This is a genomic window from Terrirhizobium terrae (assembly GCF_030323265.1).
Lineage (GTDB): Bacteria > Pseudomonadota > Alphaproteobacteria > Rhizobiales > Rhizobiaceae > Neorhizobium.
Window position 1 is genome coordinate 2,448,117 of sequence record NZ_CP104992.1, and the last position, 14,876, is coordinate 2,462,992.

Sequence of the window (14,876 nt, forward strand, 5' to 3'; positions counted from 1 at the left end):
CGATGCGCATCGTTGGGGGTGAATTCCGCGGCCGCGCCCTGGCCACGCCGAAGACGAACGACATCCGGCCGACTATCGACCGGACGCGCGAAAGCCTGTTCAACATCATCGGCCATGTCTATCCGGAAGCGCTGGACGGCACCCGGGTGATCGACCTCTTCGCCGGCACCGGCGCGGTCGGCCTCGAGGCTCTGTCGCGTGGTTGCCGCACGGCGCTCTTCGTCGAGAACGGCGTCGAGGGTCGCGGCCTTCTCTGGGAGAACATCGACAGTTTCGGCCTGCACGGTCGCGCGCGCATCCTGCGCCGCGATGCGACCAGCCTCGGCACGATCGGCAATATCGAGCCGTTCAACTTCCTCTTCGCCGATCCGCCTTATGGCCAGAAGCTCGGCGAACGGGCGCTTTATGCGGCTCATGCCGGCGGCTGGCTGGTGCCGGGCGCGCTGGTGGTTCTGGAAGAAAAGGCGGATGTCGAGCTTGATGTCGATCCGGTGTTCAAGCCGCTGGAAAGCCGTATGTTCGGCGATACCCGTGTGGAATTCTATCGCTACGAGCCGGGCTGACGAACCATGAACACCCGCATCAGCCTGCCAGATCTCAACGCAGACGAGACCGCCAACGGTCTTCGTTATGCGGTGGCTTTCGGCGGCGGCGGGGCTAGGGGCATTTCCCATATCAGCGTCATCGAGGCGCTGGACGAGATCGGCATCCGGCCGGTCGCCATCTCCGGTTCCTCAATCGGTGCGATCATGGGCGCCGGCATGGCGTCGGGCATGCGCGGCGCCGATATCCGGGATTATACGCTGCAGACGGTCGGCACCCGCAACTATCTTCTGAACCGTCTCTGGGCGCTCGGTCCCGCCTCTATGCGCGACAAGCTCGGCGGCTTCCGCTTCGGCCATTTCAATCTGGAACCGATCCTCGAAGCCTTCCTGCCGCCGGAAATCCCGCGGGATTTTGCCGATCTCGCCATCCCATTGAAGATTTCCGCGACCGACTATTACGGCCAGGCGGAAGTGGTGCTGGAGACCGGCGAGCTGCGCGAGGCGATCGCGGCCTCCGCCGCCATTCCCGGCCTGTTCATGCCGGTCTGGGTCAATGGCCGGGTGATGATCGACGGCGGCGTGCTTAACCCCATTCCCTACGAGCCGCTGCTGGAACTTGCGGACGTTGTCATCGCCGTCGATGTCGTCGGCGCGCCGGAGGGCGACGGCACCCATCCGCCGAGCCGTATCGACAGCCTGTTCGGCGCAAGCCAGCTCACCATGCAGGCCAGCATCTCGCTAAAACTTAAGCTCAACCCACCGCACATCTTCCTGCGCCCGCAGGTCAACCGTTTTCGAGTCTTGGATTTCCTGCGTGCCCGCGAAATCCTCGACGAGTCCGAACACGTCAAGGACGAGCTGAAACGGGCGGTCGATGCGCTGGAGACAGCCTTCGAGAGTAATCGCTGACACCGGCGTCGGTGCCGAGCTACCACTTCCCAATCGAAACACCGGTGGAAGCGTCCTCCTCCGCATTCTCCACATTGGCACGCTTTGGCTTGATCAGCGGCTCCGGCTTGACCGGCTCGTTGAACAGCAGTGCCCGCCCGGCACCCAGTCCCTGGACCGCCTGTATCTCCAGCCGCTCCTCGTCGCGGCGGCGGATGTCGTTGCCGATCTCCTCGGCGGCCGCTTCCGACATGCCCAGCGCCTCCAGCGTGCGCCGGCCGAAGAGCAGACCGGATTCCAGCGTTTCGCGCAGCTCGTATTCGATCCCCTGTTCGCGCAGATAGAGGGAGCGGACGCGATCATAGGAGCGGGCGAAGACGCGCACGGTCGGGAAATCCGATCGGATCAGCTCGACGATGCGATTGGTCGTCTCCCGCTTTTGGGTGCAAACGACGACGATCTTCGCCCGTTCGATGCCGGACGAGATCAGCACGTCCTTGCGGGTGCCATCGCCGAAATAGATGCGGAAGCCAAAGTTCGCCGCCTGCCTGATGCGATCGGCGGAATCGTCGATGACGGTAACGCTTGACCCGCCGGCGAGAAGTATCTGCGCGGCAATCTGCCCGAAACGGGAGAAGCCGATCATCATCACATCGGCGCCGGCGCCTTCGAAATTTTCCTCCAACTCTTCCCGCGTCTCGCCATTAAGAAAGCGCTTGGCAAGGGCCGCCCCGAGCGGGGTCAGTGCCATGGAGAGGGTCACGATGGCGATCAACAGCGACGCCGTAGAAGACGACAGCAAGCCCGCGGCGGTGGCCGTGGTGAACAGAACGAAAGCGAACTCACCGCCCTGGGGCAGCAGTGAGGCAATCTGCATCGCATCGTTGTGCGGCGAGCCCCAGAGGCGGCAGAGCGCGTAGACGACAAGCATCTTCACCGCCATGAAGACGAGCACGGCCGGGATGATGAAGAGGATGTTCTCGACGATCACATCGACTTCGAGCGACAGGCCGACGGCAACGAAGAACAGTGCCAGAAGCAGGCCGCGGAAAGGCTCGATATCGGCTTCCAGCTCGTGTCGGTAGGAGGATTCGGCGAGCATAACGCCGGCAAGGAAGGAGCCCATCGCCATGGATAGCCCGACCGCCTGCATCGCGGCCGCAGCCCCGAGCACGACGAGAAGTGCCGCCGCGATCATCACCTCGCGCGCACCCGCCTTAGCGATGATCTGGAACATCGGGTTCAGGAGATATTTGCCGGCGATGACCACTGCCATGACCGCCGCCACCGCGACGCCGAAATCGATCAGAGGCGTCGCCGCCTGTTCCTCCGTGCCGGGCGCCAGAACCGTGATCAGCGCCAGGAGAGGCACGATCGCGAGATCCTGGAAAAGCAGGACCGAGAAGGATCGCTGGCCGTAGCGGCTGTTCATTTCGCCCGCATCATTCAGCAGTTGCAGCGCAAAGGCAGTGGAGGAGAGCGCCAGCCCGAAGCCGATGACGAGACTGCCGCGCCAGTCGGACATCCCGGTCCAGAGTGCCAGCCCCGCAAGTGCGGCGCCGGTAAGCATCACTTGTGCCGGACCAAGGCCAAAGACGTCGCCGCGCATCTGCCACAGGCGCGAGGGCTTCAGTTCCAGGCCGATGATGAAAAGCAGAAAGACGACGCCGAATTCCGCCACATGCAGCACTTCTTCGGTATCGCTGACGCTCTGCAGGACCGGGCCGATGACCACGCCGGCCGCGAGATAACCGAGCACGGTGCCGAGCCCCAGCCGGCGGAAGATAGGTGCGGCTATGACCGCCCCGGCAAGGAGCAGAAGCATTTCGGAAAACAGCGAGCCGGGTGCAGTCATGCAGTAAACTTTCGGTGGGGCGACCGGGGTGCTGAACCCAAGTGTCAAGAATCGGTGTAGCGCCCTTGATGCGTCGGAGCACGCACAATAAATGGGACGGAACGAAAGGCTTGCAAATATGAGCTCTGAAATTGATTCCGCTTCGCTTCTGGCCCGCGCTTCCGAACTGATCGATCTGGCCAAGGCCGCAGGAGCGGATCAGGCCGATGCCGTCGTGGTGCGTTCCCATTCCCGCTCCGTCTCGGTCCGTCTCGGCAAGGTCGAAGGCACCGAGGCTTCCGAAAACGACGACTTCGCCCTGCGCGTCTTCGTCGGCAAGAAGGTCGCGAGCGTTTCCGCCAATCCCGGCTTCGACATGAAGACGCTGGCCGAGCGTGCCGTTGCCATGGCCAAGGTCTCGCCGGAGGACCCATTCGCGACGCTCGCCGAAGCGGATCGCCTGGCGACATCCTATCCTGATCTCGACCTTTATGACCCGACCCATGTGTCGACCGACGAGTTGCGCGAGACCGCACTTGCGATGGAATCGGCGGCACTCGGCGTCTCCGGCGTCTCCAACTCCTCCGGTGCCGGCGCATCCGCCGGCATGGGCGGCATGGTGCTCGTCACCTCCCACGGCTTTTCCGGTTCCTACATGGCCTCTCGCTTCGGCCGCTCCGTCAGCGTCATCGCCGGCGAGGGCACCAAGATGGAGCGCGACTACGATTTCGACAGCCGCCTCTATGCCGCCGATCTCGATGCACCGGAACTGATCGGCCACCGCGCCGGCGAGCGCACCGTCGCCCGCGTCAACCCGCGCCAGGTCGAGACCGCCAGCAACGTCACCGTCGTCTTCGATCCGCGCATGGCGCGCGGCTTTGTCGGCCATATCGCCGGCGCCATCAACGGCGCCTCGGTTGCGCGCAAGACCAGCTTCCTGCGCGACAGGATGGGCGAGCAGGTGCTGAAGGCTGGTCTCAACATCACCGACGATCCGCTTGTCGTCCGTGGCTCCTCCTCGCGTCCCTTCGATGGCGAAGGAGTTTCCGGCGAGCGGCTGACCATGATCGAGGACGGCGTCCTGCTGCACTGGTTCCTGTCGACCTCGACCGGCAAGGAGCTCGGCCTCTCCACCAATGGCCGCGGCGTGCGTGGCGGCAACTCGGTCGGCCCTGCCTCGACCAATCTCGCGCTCGAACCGGGCGACATCTCGCCGGAAGACCTGATCGCGCAGGTCGGTACTGGGCTTTATGTGACAGAGCTGATCGGCCAGGGCGTCAACATGATCACCGGCGAATATTCGCGCGGCGCCAGCGGCTTCTGGATCGAGAATGGCAAGCTCTCCTTCCCGGTCTCGGAAGTCACGATCGCGTCCAATCTCAAGGACATGTTCATGCGGGTCACCCCTGCAAACGACATCGACCGCAAATACGGCGTCGCCTCCCCGACCATCGCGATCGACGGCATGACGCTGGCGGGACGGTGAGCATCATGGCCGAGGCTCGCACATCTTGGGATGACGACCTCGCTTTGATCCTCGACGCTGCGCGGGGAGCCGGCGAGATCGCCAACCGCTTCTTCGGACATGAGCCGGAAGTCTGGTGGAAGAACGAGGGGCGCTCTCCGGTCAGCGCCGCCGATTTCGCCGCTAACGATCATCTTCAATCCGTCCTGTTGAAGGCGCGTCCCGATTACGGTTGGCTTTCGGAAGAGACCGATGACGACGATACGCGGCTTTCCCGCAAGACCGTTTTCGTCATCGATCCGATCGATGGAACGCGGGCTTTCATCGCCGGCAAGGCGACCTGGTGCGTATCGGTCGCCGTCGTCTATCAGGGCCGGCCGGTTGCCGGTGTTCTCGTGGCGCCTGCGCTGAACGAGGAGTTTTCCGCGGCCGCAGGTGGTCCTGCCTTGAAGAATGGCGTTTCCATTACTGTCGGAAGCGTCGGTGACGATGGCGAGCTGGTTCTCGCCGCAGACGAGCGGATCGTAAATCGGCTGACCACCGATCTCCGCATCCGTCGCGTGTCGCATGTACCCTCGCTGGCTTATCGGCTGGCCATGGCGGCCGATGGACGCATCGATGGCACGATCGTGAAGGCGGATTCCCACGACTGGGATCTCGCCGCCGCCGATCTCATTCTTGAGCGTGCGGGCGGTGCCCTGACCGATCTTCAGGGACGGCCGCTTTCCTATAATCGTCAGGCGGTCAGCCATGGTGTTCTGCTGGCCGGCACGACCGAAGCCCGGCAGGCACTTCTTCCGCATTTGTTGACTGGCGCGGCGGGTTGACCTTTGCCGAGGAATGCAGCAGAGGAGGGGACCTGTAATACAACGGACGGGACGAATGAAATGACGGAATCGAGCGACAAGAAACAGCTTCTTCACCTGGTCTTCGGTGGTGAGCTTGCCAGCCTTGAAGGCGTCCAGTTCAAGGACCTCTCGGCTCTCGACATCGTCGGCATCTACCCGGACTATGCCAGCGCGCTGATCGCCTGGCGGGCGAAGGCCCAGGCCACAGTCGACAATGCCGAGATGCGCTATTTCATCGTGCACATGCACCGGTTGCTCGAGCCGGAAGTCAAGTCGGCCTGAGGCAAGATCCGTTAATTATGACAGTTAGTCATATCGTGACGGGGCTCGCTAGCCCCGCTATTTTGACGTAATTGTAAAACACAGAACGGCTCAGGATATTACTGTTGGGGTAAAGCTTTGATGGCGATCGTCAGCGATCGGGAGCGGATGCGATGAGCAGCGGCCTGGCTCGCGCTGCACTTGCCGGCTATCGGCTGGCCGGCATTGCGCTTTATCCATTGGCGGGGTCCTACCTTTCCTACCGTGCCGTCAAGGGCAAGGAGGATCGCTCCCGCCGTCTGGAACGCCTCGGCTATGCCAGCGTTGCGCGTCCGCGTGGGCCGCTCGTCTGGGTGCATTCGGCAAGCGTCGGCGAGACACTGTCCATCCTGCCCTTGATCCGCGAGCTGCGCCGCCGGGAAATCCATGTCGTCCTGACGACCGGCACTGTTACCTCCGCGGCCCTCGTGCAGCAGAGGCTCGGTGATGAGGTGATCCATCAATATGCGCCTGTCGACGTCAAGTTCCCGATCAAGCGCTTCATCGCCTACTGGAAGCCTGACGCCTCGATCACGGCGGAATCGGAAATCTGGCCGACGACGGTGGCCGAACTTGCCCGCCGCAAGATCCCGCAGATCAGGGTCAATGCCCGCATTTCCGACCGTTCCTTCGATCGCTGGCGCAACCACAACAAGATCGCCGAGGCGCTGTTCGAGAAGATGGCGCTGGTCGTCGCCCAATCGGATCTAGATGCAGAACGCTATCGCGATCTCGGCGCCTGGCCGGTCATCGTCTCCGGCAACCTGAAGAGCGATACCGACCCGCCGCCCTGTGACGAGGAACTGCTGGCCAAGTACAAGGGACAGATCGGCGAGAGAAAGACCTGGGCCGCCATTTCCACCTTTGACGGGGAAGAAAAGGCAGCCGCCGTCGTCCACCGGGCGCTGAAGCCGAAGAATGGCCAGCTGACCATCATCGTGCCGCGCCATCCGGATCGCGCCGATGCCGTCGAGGCGATGCTGAAGGAGGAGGGGCTCAACGTTGCCCGTCGTTCGCGCGATGATGCATTGACGCCGGAGACCGATATATTTCTCGGCGACAGCATCGGCGAGATGGGCCTCTATCTGCGTCTGACCGAGATCGCTTTCGTCGGCCGGTCGTTGACGAACGAGGGCGGCCAGAACCCGCTGGAACCGGCGATGATCGGCTGCGCCGTGCTGACCGGCCCGAATATCCAGAATTTCCGCGATGCCTACCAGCATCTGGTACGCAAGGGCGGTGCCCGTGTGGTCAAGGATGTCGAGATGCTGGCAAAGGCCGTGCATTACCTGATCATTACCGATCCCGCCCGTCGCAAGATGGTCGATGCCGGCCAGGATGCGATGGAAGAAATGCGCGGCGCCCTGTCGAAGACGGTCAAAGCGCTCGAGCCCTATATCAACCCTCTGACGGTTTCCGCGCGGCTGCAGCCGAAGGCGGCAACAGTGGGCAGTGCTCCGTGACGCCGCCCGCGCCGACGCCTGCAATCGCGGGGATTCTGTTCGACAAGGATGGCACGCTTCTCCGCTATGACGAGAGCTGGGGGCCGGTGAACCGCGAGGCCGCGCGTATCGCTGCCGCCGGCGATGCCGAACTCGAACCTCGCCTGCTGATCGCCGGTGGCATGGACCCGGTCACGGGCATGACTATGGCCGACAGCCTGTTTGCAGCCGGCAATGCCGCAGAGATCGCCAAAGGCTTCGTCGCGGCGGGCTCTCCCTCGATCCGATGACCCTTGCGGCGGAACTCGATGCGCTTTTCGTCCGCGCTGCCGAATTCTCCGTGCCCGTCGCTGATCTTGCGCCATTATTCGCTGGGCTGAAGGCGAAGGGGCTGAGGCTCGGCATCGCCTCCAGCGACAACGAGACGGCGATCCGCCGAACCGCCGAACATTTCGGCATCGCCGGCCATGTCGATTTTATCGCCGGCTACGACAGCGGCTTCGGCGCCAAGCCGGGGCCGGGAATGTTTCTCGCCTTCTGCGAGGCGACCGGTCTTGCGCCGGCTGAAGTCGCGATGGTCGGCGACAACAATCACGACATGGCCATGGGCCGCGCCGGCGGGGCGGGGCTGAATATTGCTGTGCTCAGCGGAACCGGCACGCGCGAGACGCTGTCTAAACTCGCCGATCATTGCCTGGCCGATATCACCGCACTCGAAACCGTCATCGCAGCTCCTCGCGAAATAATGGCAAGGGAATAGCGGTCATGGTGTCCGAGGCGCCGCCCTTCTGGTGGGAAAAGGCAGACTGGCGCGCCTTCGCGCTCTCGCCCATCTCGGCGATCTACGGCAAGGTGGCGGGTCGTAGGATGCGGACGGCGAAGCGCGCTTCCGCTCCTGTCCCTGTCATCTGCATCGGCAATTTCACCGTCGGCGGCGCCGGAAAGACCCCGACGGCGATCGCAATGGCGCGCGCCGCTAGGGCCATGGGGCACAAGCCGGGCTTCCTGAGCCGCGGTTATGGCGGGTCGCTCGATGTCACGACGCTGGTCGACCGCGACCATCACCGCGCCGATGCCGTGGGCGATGAGGCGCTGCTGCTCGCTGCCGAGACGATGACAGTCATATCGAGGCGCCGCGTCGAGGGTGCCAAGAGGCTGGCAGCCGAGGGTGCCGACCTGATCATCATGGATGACGGTTTCCAGAGCGCGCGGCTTCATCTTGATTATGCGCTGGTCGTCATCGAGACCATGCGCGGCATCGGCAACGGCCATCTCGTGCCGGGAGGCCCGGTGAGAGCACCGATCGCCGAACAGATGCGGCAGCTGTCGGCAATCCTCAAGGTCGGCAATGGCGAGGCGGCCGATGCCCTGGTCCGCCAGGCGGCCCGTGCCGGAAAGGCCATTTACGTGGCCTCTATCCAGCCGCATGATGCAAAGGCACTCGCCGGCCAGACCGTATTCGCCTATGCCGGCATCGCCGATACGGCGAAATTCTACCGCACGGTCGAGGCGGTCGGTGGCCGGATCGGCAAGACCCGTTCCTTCCCCGATCACCACTATTTTAGCGATGACGAGATACGGTCGCTGCTGGACGATGCCGGGCGCGAGAACCTCACTCTCGTCACAACGGCGAAGGATGCGGCCCGTCTCGCCGGGCATTCGGGCGTTGCCCGCACGCTCTTGGAGCGCTCGAAGATCGTGGAGATCGACATGGTTTTCGACGATCCGCGCGCACCGGCCGCGATCATCGAAACGGCATTCCGCAATTTCCGCGAACGCCGGCTGCGTGAAGGTTCGGCTAAAAGCTGAGCGGGATCAGGCCCGTTTCTGGTTAGGCAGGGCGCCGGCGCGCTTTTCGGCCTCGAGCGAGGTTTCGCAATCGGCATAGGCTTCCTGACGGACGACGCTCCAGTAGCGCAGCTCGTCGATGGGGATCTGTACACCGGTCATGGCGCAGACGACATAGGACCCGGCACTCAGGATCTGGTAGTCGCCGTCGAGATAGCGGATCTTGGCTTCGCGAAAGCCGCTTCCCTCAAACCGGTTCATCCTGGGTCTCCTGCCGAAAAACATGGGCACACCGTCTAACCTGAACCGGGCGCCATTTCCAGCGATCGGCCCAAAAATTCGGAACCGCGCCGCGAAAACCTTAAAGCATGGCCTCCGATGCACAGGCTTTGAAGGTCCTTTGCCGCCGGTAAAACACCTTGGCGTATTCAGCTTCGGCCGAACAGCCGCTCGATATCCGCGAGTTTGAGCTCGATATAGGTCGGCCTGCCGTGATTGCAGGTGCCGGAGCCGGGTGTGGCTTCCATCTGCCGCAGCAGGGCGTTCATCTCGTCCGGCTTCAGTCGCCGACCGGAGCGGACCGAACCGTGGCAGGCCATGGTCGCGGCGATATATTCGAGCTTGTTGCGCAATCCGCTTGCTGTGTTCCATTCGGCGATCTCGTCGGCGAGATCGCGCACCAGCGCAGAGGCATCGACCTCACCGAGCATGGCCGGCGTCTCGCGCACGGCGACAGCACCCGGGCCGAAGCGCTCGATCGCGAGTCCCAGCCGGTCGAGATCTTCCGCATGGGCCATCAGCCGGTCGCAGTCTTCCTCCGGCAGGTCGATGATGTCGGGGATCAGCAGAACCTGCGAGGCGAGGCGGTCGCTTTCCAGCGCCTTGCGCAGGTTTTCGTAAACGAGGCGCTCATGGGCGGCGTGCTGGTCGACGATGACGAGCCCACTTTCCGTCTGGGCGACGATATAGTTCTCGTGCACCTGCGCTCGGGCCGCGCCGAGCCGGTATCCGGCGGCTGTCGTCTCGGGTGTATAGGCAGGCTCGGAAACAGTATCTGCCCGCGCGGTCGGCGCTGCGAAGGCTTCGAAGCCGGACTGGGTCGGGCGCGCCTGATAGGGCACAGCAGCAGCGAGATCGAGCGGCCGGGACACGGATGAGGACGCCGACCACGGCGCCTGGGGAGCGGAAGGCTGCGGCCATGCGTATTGCTGCGTCGCCGGCCTCGGACTTTCCGCAAATCCCGGCTGGAAGGCGCGCAGCATGGCGGCGGCCCCGGTCGTCGCGGCACGGTCGCCCTCCCGATGCAGTGCCTGCCGGATTGCGCCGACGATCAGCCCACGCACGAGTTGCGGATCACGGAAGCGCACATCGGCCTTGGCCGGGTGGACGTTGACGTCGACCAGCGCCGGGTCCAGTTCGATGGAGAGCACCGCGACGGGATAACGACCTGCCGGCATCTGCTCGGCATAGGCGCCGCGGATCGCCGACAGGATCAGCTTGTCCTGCACCGGCCGGCCATTGACGAAGGCGAACTGGTGGGCGGAGTTGCCGCGGTGGAAGGTCGGTACGCCGACAAAGCCGGAAAGCGACACGTCCTCGCGAGCGGCCTCGATCTCGATCGAATTTTCCTTGAACTCCGACCCCAGCACCTGCGCCATCCGCGCCAGCCGATCGTCGCCGGTCGCAGGAAATTCGAGCGTCGAACGGTCGGAGCCGGAGAGCACGAAACGGATCTGCGGGAAGGCGATGGCCATCCGCTTGACGACTTCGGTGATCGCGGCCGCTTCGGCCCGCTCGGTCTTCATGAACTTGAGACGGGCAGGGGTGGCGAAGAACAGGTCGCGGACCTCGACCACCGTGCCGGCATTGGCGGGCGCCGGCTTGACCGTGGAGGCCTGTCCGCCATTGACGGAAACCTGATAGCCTTCAGCCTCGCCCTGGCGGCGGCTGGTTATCGTCAGTCGCGCGACGGAGCCGATCGAGGGCAGCGCCTCGCCGCGAAAGCCGAGCGTGTGAATGTCGTCGAGCGTCGTCGAAATCTTTGACGTGCAATGGCGGCGGACCGCAAGCTCCAGATCGGCGGCATTCATGCCGGAGCCGTTGTCGGTGATGCGGATCAGGCTCTTGCCGCCACCCGCGGTGGCGATCTCTATACGGGTCGCGCCGGCGTCGATCGCGTTTTCGACCAGTTCCTTCGTCGCGCTGGCCGGTCTTTCGATGACCTCGCCGGCGGCGATCTGGTTGATCAGGGTTTCTGGCAGGAGCTGTACGGGCATGGCTCTATTTTCGGGGATTCGACGGTCGGAGGAAAGGGTGGAAGACGATTATCCCTCGGTAATAGGGCGGCTGCGATTTGTCATTAATGGGGCCTTAAGAGAAACCTGATAGTCTCTAACTGTTGAAATGGATGAAACCGGGAGAGTCTCACTCTCCGCGAGCGACTGACGTGGCGGCCAGCTGGGCACCGTCACTTTGGTTCGGCCGCCCGTTGAAGACTTGGAGCCAGCATGTCCCACCCTACCGATCTGACCGGACGTGAAGGAAGCCTCGCCGATCGTGCGTGGGGTTGGTTGACCGGGCGCGGCTGCAGGCCGGCCTGAAAGCATACGGAGTTTCATCCCATGAATGATTTGGACTCGGCGGATCCGAACATTCAGTCTGCCATTCTGGAAGCGATGTCCGAAGGTGTGTCCGCGGGCGTGCTTCTATGTGACAAGAACGATCAGATTGTCTTTGCCAGCCAGCAGTTTGCAGCGCTCCTTTCGGTCGCGAAAGAACTGATGTCGCCGGGGACGCGCCTGCGTGATCTGCTCGTTGAAGTCTATGATTCCGGTATCCATCTGGGTACCGATGCCTACGGTCAGAGACGCACGCTAAACCGGGAAGGCTGGCTCGCCGAGCAGATTTCGGGAATGTGGAAGGAACGGGCCGAAGCGCTGGAATGCATCGGCCAGGATCGGTGGCTACGCATTACCAAGCGTCGTCTGCCCTCGGGTTACGGCGTCTGTGTCGTCAAGGACGTCTCCGAGCAGAAGCGACGCGAAGACCAGTGGCGGCTCGACACAGAACGGGTCCAGATCACCGAGGAGGTTCTGGACAACCTGCCTTTTCCGATTTCCGTCAAAGACGGTAACGGCACCTTCGTCGCCATCAACCGGGCCAATTGCGATTTTCTCGATCTGAACGCCGATGCGATTCTCGGCAATAGTGGGGCCGAGATCAACCCGCCGGCGCTCGAGGAACGCCTCGGTCCGATCAATCGCCAGGTCTATGAAACCGGCGAGCCTGTCGATCTTCCCGAACGCATCATCCGGCCGGACGGATCGACGGCGATCGTCGTCGTGCACAAGTACCGCGTCGGCAAGCCCGGTCGCTACTATCTCGTGACGCTGAAACACGATGTCTCCGCACTTGTTGGCCAGGAAGGCGAGGGCCGTCCGTTGGTGCCGCTGATCAAGGAAGAAGATCTCGTCGAGATCGATCTTACCCGCAGGGAAGGTCCAGCGTTGCCGAAGCCCCTGTGCGGGCAGACATCGCCGATGCGAAGATCCTGATCGTCGCTGCTTCCGCGGAGACCGAGGCCCGCGCGGTCGCGATTCTCGAGGATCAGGGAGCCGATGTTTCTGCCGTCTCGGGACCGGGCGAACTTGCGCTTTTCCTCCAGCTTGCGTCTGAATCGGACATACGTATCGATCTGGTTGTCGTCGATACTCGTGTGAGTGGCGACTGCGTACAGGTCGCCGATGCCCATGCAACGCCTGTGCTGAGGGTCGATCCCCTTATGCTCAAGAACGATCTGCCGCTGTTTGTAAGTGCCGAACTCACGCGGGCCTCGGAGGAGATGATCGTATCTCCATCGGAGGACTGGCGTGTCGGCGCTACTGAGGAGGATCGCGGGATCGACGTTCTCGTCGCCGAGGACAACGAGGTGAACCAGATCGTCTTTTCCCAGATCATTGAAAGCTTCGGCTATCGCTATGCGCTCGCCGTGGATGGCGAAGAGGCGGTGCGCCTGTGGCGGCAATATTCGCCGCGTCTGGTGTTGATGGACGTCACTCTGCCGAAGCTCACCGGCTTCGAGGCCTCTGCTGCGATCCGCGCATTGGAGGGCAATGCGGCTCCTGTACCAATCATCGGCGTATTGGCCCAGGCATTTGACCGTGATCGCGAAAGCTGCTTCGGCGCCGGCATGGACGACGTGATCCTGAAGCCGATCAGCCCCGAGGCGCTCGACGCCGTCTTCAGGCGGTTTCTCGTAGACGCGGACGACCGGCGCGACGCCGATAGATTGATCGCATCCTGAGATCAATACGCGTCGCAGATTAGCACATCTGCGACTTTGCACGGCAAGGTTTCTTAATCTTTGTCAAGCATTCTGCCGGCAATTCGAGGGCGGGATATTCATGAACTCAGCGGTCAAACCATTGCCGCAGGTCAGCCAGAACGAGCTGCAGGCCATGGCATACAGCGATCCGCTGACCGGGCTCGGCAATCGCTACCGCCTGCGCGACAAGGTGAAGCTTCTGGCTGCCGAGCGCGCGGACGATCCCGCACCTTTCACCATCTGCATCGCCAATCTGGACGGTTTCAAGCCGATCAACGATCTGTTCGGTTCCGAGGCCGGCGACGAAATCCTCTGTCAGGTGGCTCATCGCCTGAAGGCCTGCATCCCGGATGGCGCCACAGTCACCCGCCATGACGGGGATGAATTCGCCTTCGTCCTGCCGCTCGTCTTCGAGCGTCTCGGTGCCGAGCGTATCGGCCAGATGATGAAGGACGTTTTGTCGGCGCCCTATGATCTGGGTGACCGCAATGTTCGGCTTTCCGCCTCCTTCGGGTTCGCCATCTATCCCTTTGCCGGGGAGGAATTCGAGGAATTGCTGAAAAGCGCCGAGACCGCGCTTTATCGCTCCAAGCGCCGCGGCCGGGCGCAGATCACCGTCTATTCGACCGAAATCGCCCAGGAAATGCGGCGCGCGACGCAGATCGAGCAGGCGCTGCGCCACGCGATCATTTCGGATGCGGTCGACGTTCATTTTCAGCCGATCGTGCGCATCCGCGACGGCATGGTAGCCGGTTTCGAGGCGCTCGCCCGATGGAACGATCCTGATCTCGGTCCCGTCTCACCGGCAAGCTTCGTGCCGCTCGCCGAAGAACGCGGCTTCATCGACGCCCTGTCCGACACGTTGCTGCGCAAGGCGGCGGAAGCCGCACTGTCCTGGCCGCGCGAACTGTTTCTTTCCTTCAATCTGTCCTCGGCCCAGCTGATGGACCCCGGCACATCGGGCAATATCCTCTCGACGCTGTCGCGCGTCGGCCTCGATCCGCGGCGGGTGGAGCTGGAGATCACCGAGACCGCGGTCATGACCTCTGCCGACACGGCGGAGCGGATCATTTCTGACCTGAGACAGAAGGGCGTGCGCATCTCGCTCGACGATTTCGGCACCGGCCAGTCGAGCCTCGGGCGCCTGCGCGATTTCACCTTCGACAAGGTCAAGATCGACCGGGCCTTCATCTCCCGCATCACCTCCGACCGCGCCTCCGAACATATCGTTCGCGCCATCATCGCCATGTGCCAGGGGCTCGACCTCGAAGTTGTCGCCGAAGGCATCGAGGAGAAAGCGGATGTCGAGATGCTGCGCGCGCTCGGCTGCGGCATGGGGCAGGGCTGGTATTACGGCAGGCCCAAGGACGGCGCCTCGACCCTCCAATATCTCCACGAGCACTACCACGACTTCATGATGATCGAGCGCATCTGAACGGGCC

General features: G+C 63.1%; 13 protein-coding genes and 1 pseudogene. 11 read left to right on the forward strand and 3 right to left on the reverse strand.

Features of this window, described 5'->3' with window-relative positions; all coding sequences use genetic code 11:
• Nucleotides 1-2: 2 nt before the first annotated feature.
• The gene (rsmD, locus tag N7E02_RS19800) at nucleotides 3-563 is read left to right on the forward strand and encodes a 16S rRNA (guanine(966)-N(2))-methyltransferase RsmD (protein ID WP_286579329.1); all 561 of its coding nucleotides are present in this window, start codon (nucleotides 3-5) and stop codon (nucleotides 561-563) included.
• Nucleotides 564-569: 6 nt separating this feature from the next.
• On the forward strand, nucleotides 570-1,454 hold the full coding sequence (locus N7E02_RS19805; protein WP_286579330.1) for a patatin-like phospholipase family protein: 885 nt from the start codon (nucleotides 570-572) through the stop codon (nucleotides 1,452-1,454).
• Nucleotides 1,455-1,473: 19 nt separating this feature from the next.
• Here the strand turns inward: N7E02_RS19805 and N7E02_RS19810 are convergent, their stop codons facing one another.
• A complete protein-coding gene (locus N7E02_RS19810) occupies nucleotides 1,474-3,288 on the reverse strand; it encodes a monovalent cation:proton antiporter-2 (CPA2) family protein (protein WP_286579331.1) in 1,815 nt (604 codons plus the stop codon).
• Nucleotides 3,289-3,406: 118 nt separating this feature from the next.
• Here N7E02_RS19810 and N7E02_RS19815 point away from each other — a divergent pair, with 118 nt between their 5' ends.
• The 6 genes and pseudogenes from N7E02_RS19815 to lpxK all read left to right on the forward strand — a co-directional run bounded on the left by N7E02_RS19815 (nucleotide 3,407) and on the right by lpxK (nucleotide 9,131).
• Nucleotides 3,407-4,753 (forward strand): TldD/PmbA family protein, encoded by a 1,347-nt coding sequence (locus tag N7E02_RS19815; protein WP_286579332.1) that lies wholly within the window; start codon nucleotides 3,407-3,409, stop codon nucleotides 4,751-4,753.
• A gap of 5 nt (nucleotides 4,754-4,758) precedes the next feature.
• Nucleotides 4,759-5,559, forward strand: a complete 801-nt coding sequence (locus tag N7E02_RS19820; RefSeq protein WP_510185301.1) for a 3'(2'),5'-bisphosphate nucleotidase CysQ — start codon at nucleotides 4,759-4,761, stop codon at nucleotides 5,557-5,559.
• 60 nt (nucleotides 5,560-5,619) lie between these two features.
• Nucleotides 5,620-5,862: a DUF4170 domain-containing protein gene (locus N7E02_RS19825; RefSeq protein WP_286579334.1), complete on the forward strand. Its 243-nt coding sequence runs from the start codon at nucleotides 5,620-5,622 to the stop codon at nucleotides 5,860-5,862.
• Nucleotides 5,863-6,014: 152 nt separating this feature from the next.
• The gene (gene waaA, locus N7E02_RS19830) at nucleotides 6,015-7,343 is read left to right on the forward strand and encodes a lipid IV(A) 3-deoxy-D-manno-octulosonic acid transferase (protein ID WP_286579335.1); all 1,329 of its coding nucleotides are present in this window, start codon (nucleotides 6,015-6,017) and stop codon (nucleotides 7,341-7,343) included.
• Nucleotides 7,340-8,082 (forward strand): annotated as a pseudogene (locus N7E02_RS19835) (HAD family hydrolase). Before waaA ends, N7E02_RS19835 begins: the two are co-directional and overlap by 4 nt.
• Before the next feature lie 5 nt (nucleotides 8,083-8,087).
• On the forward strand, nucleotides 8,088-9,131 hold the full coding sequence (lpxK, locus tag N7E02_RS19840; protein WP_286579336.1) for a tetraacyldisaccharide 4'-kinase: 1,044 nt from the start codon (nucleotides 8,088-8,090) through the stop codon (nucleotides 9,129-9,131).
• Nucleotides 9,132-9,137: 6 nt separating this feature from the next.
• On the opposite strand, the gene N7E02_RS19845 is transcribed toward lpxK, so the two are convergent.
• Both N7E02_RS19845 and mutL read right to left on the reverse strand, forming a co-directional pair.
• Nucleotides 9,138-9,371 (reverse strand): DUF2093 domain-containing protein, encoded by a 234-nt coding sequence (locus tag N7E02_RS19845; protein WP_286579337.1) that lies wholly within the window; start codon nucleotides 9,369-9,371, stop codon nucleotides 9,138-9,140.
• 167 nt (nucleotides 9,372-9,538) lie between these two features.
• Nucleotides 9,539-11,386, reverse strand: a complete 1,848-nt coding sequence (gene mutL, locus N7E02_RS19850; RefSeq protein WP_286579338.1) for a DNA mismatch repair endonuclease MutL — start codon at nucleotides 11,384-11,386, stop codon at nucleotides 9,539-9,541.
• Nucleotides 11,387-11,731: 345 nt separating this feature from the next.
• Here mutL and N7E02_RS19855 point away from each other — a divergent pair, with 345 nt between their 5' ends.
• From N7E02_RS19855 to N7E02_RS19865, 3 genes are all read left to right on the forward strand, one after another.
• Complete coding sequence (locus N7E02_RS19855; RefSeq protein WP_286579339.1) at nucleotides 11,732-12,664, forward strand: PAS domain-containing protein; 933 nt, start codon at nucleotides 11,732-11,734, stop codon at nucleotides 12,662-12,664.
• Nucleotides 12,631-13,413, forward strand: a complete 783-nt coding sequence (locus tag N7E02_RS19860; protein WP_286579340.1) for a response regulator — start codon at nucleotides 12,631-12,633, stop codon at nucleotides 13,411-13,413. Before N7E02_RS19855 ends, N7E02_RS19860 begins: the two co-directional genes overlap by 34 nt.
• Before the next feature lie 100 nt (nucleotides 13,414-13,513).
• Nucleotides 13,514-14,869: a putative bifunctional diguanylate cyclase/phosphodiesterase gene (locus N7E02_RS19865; RefSeq protein WP_286579341.1), complete on the forward strand. Its 1,356-nt coding sequence runs from the start codon at nucleotides 13,514-13,516 to the stop codon at nucleotides 14,867-14,869.
• The last annotated feature ends 7 nt before the right edge of the window (nucleotides 14,870-14,876 follow it).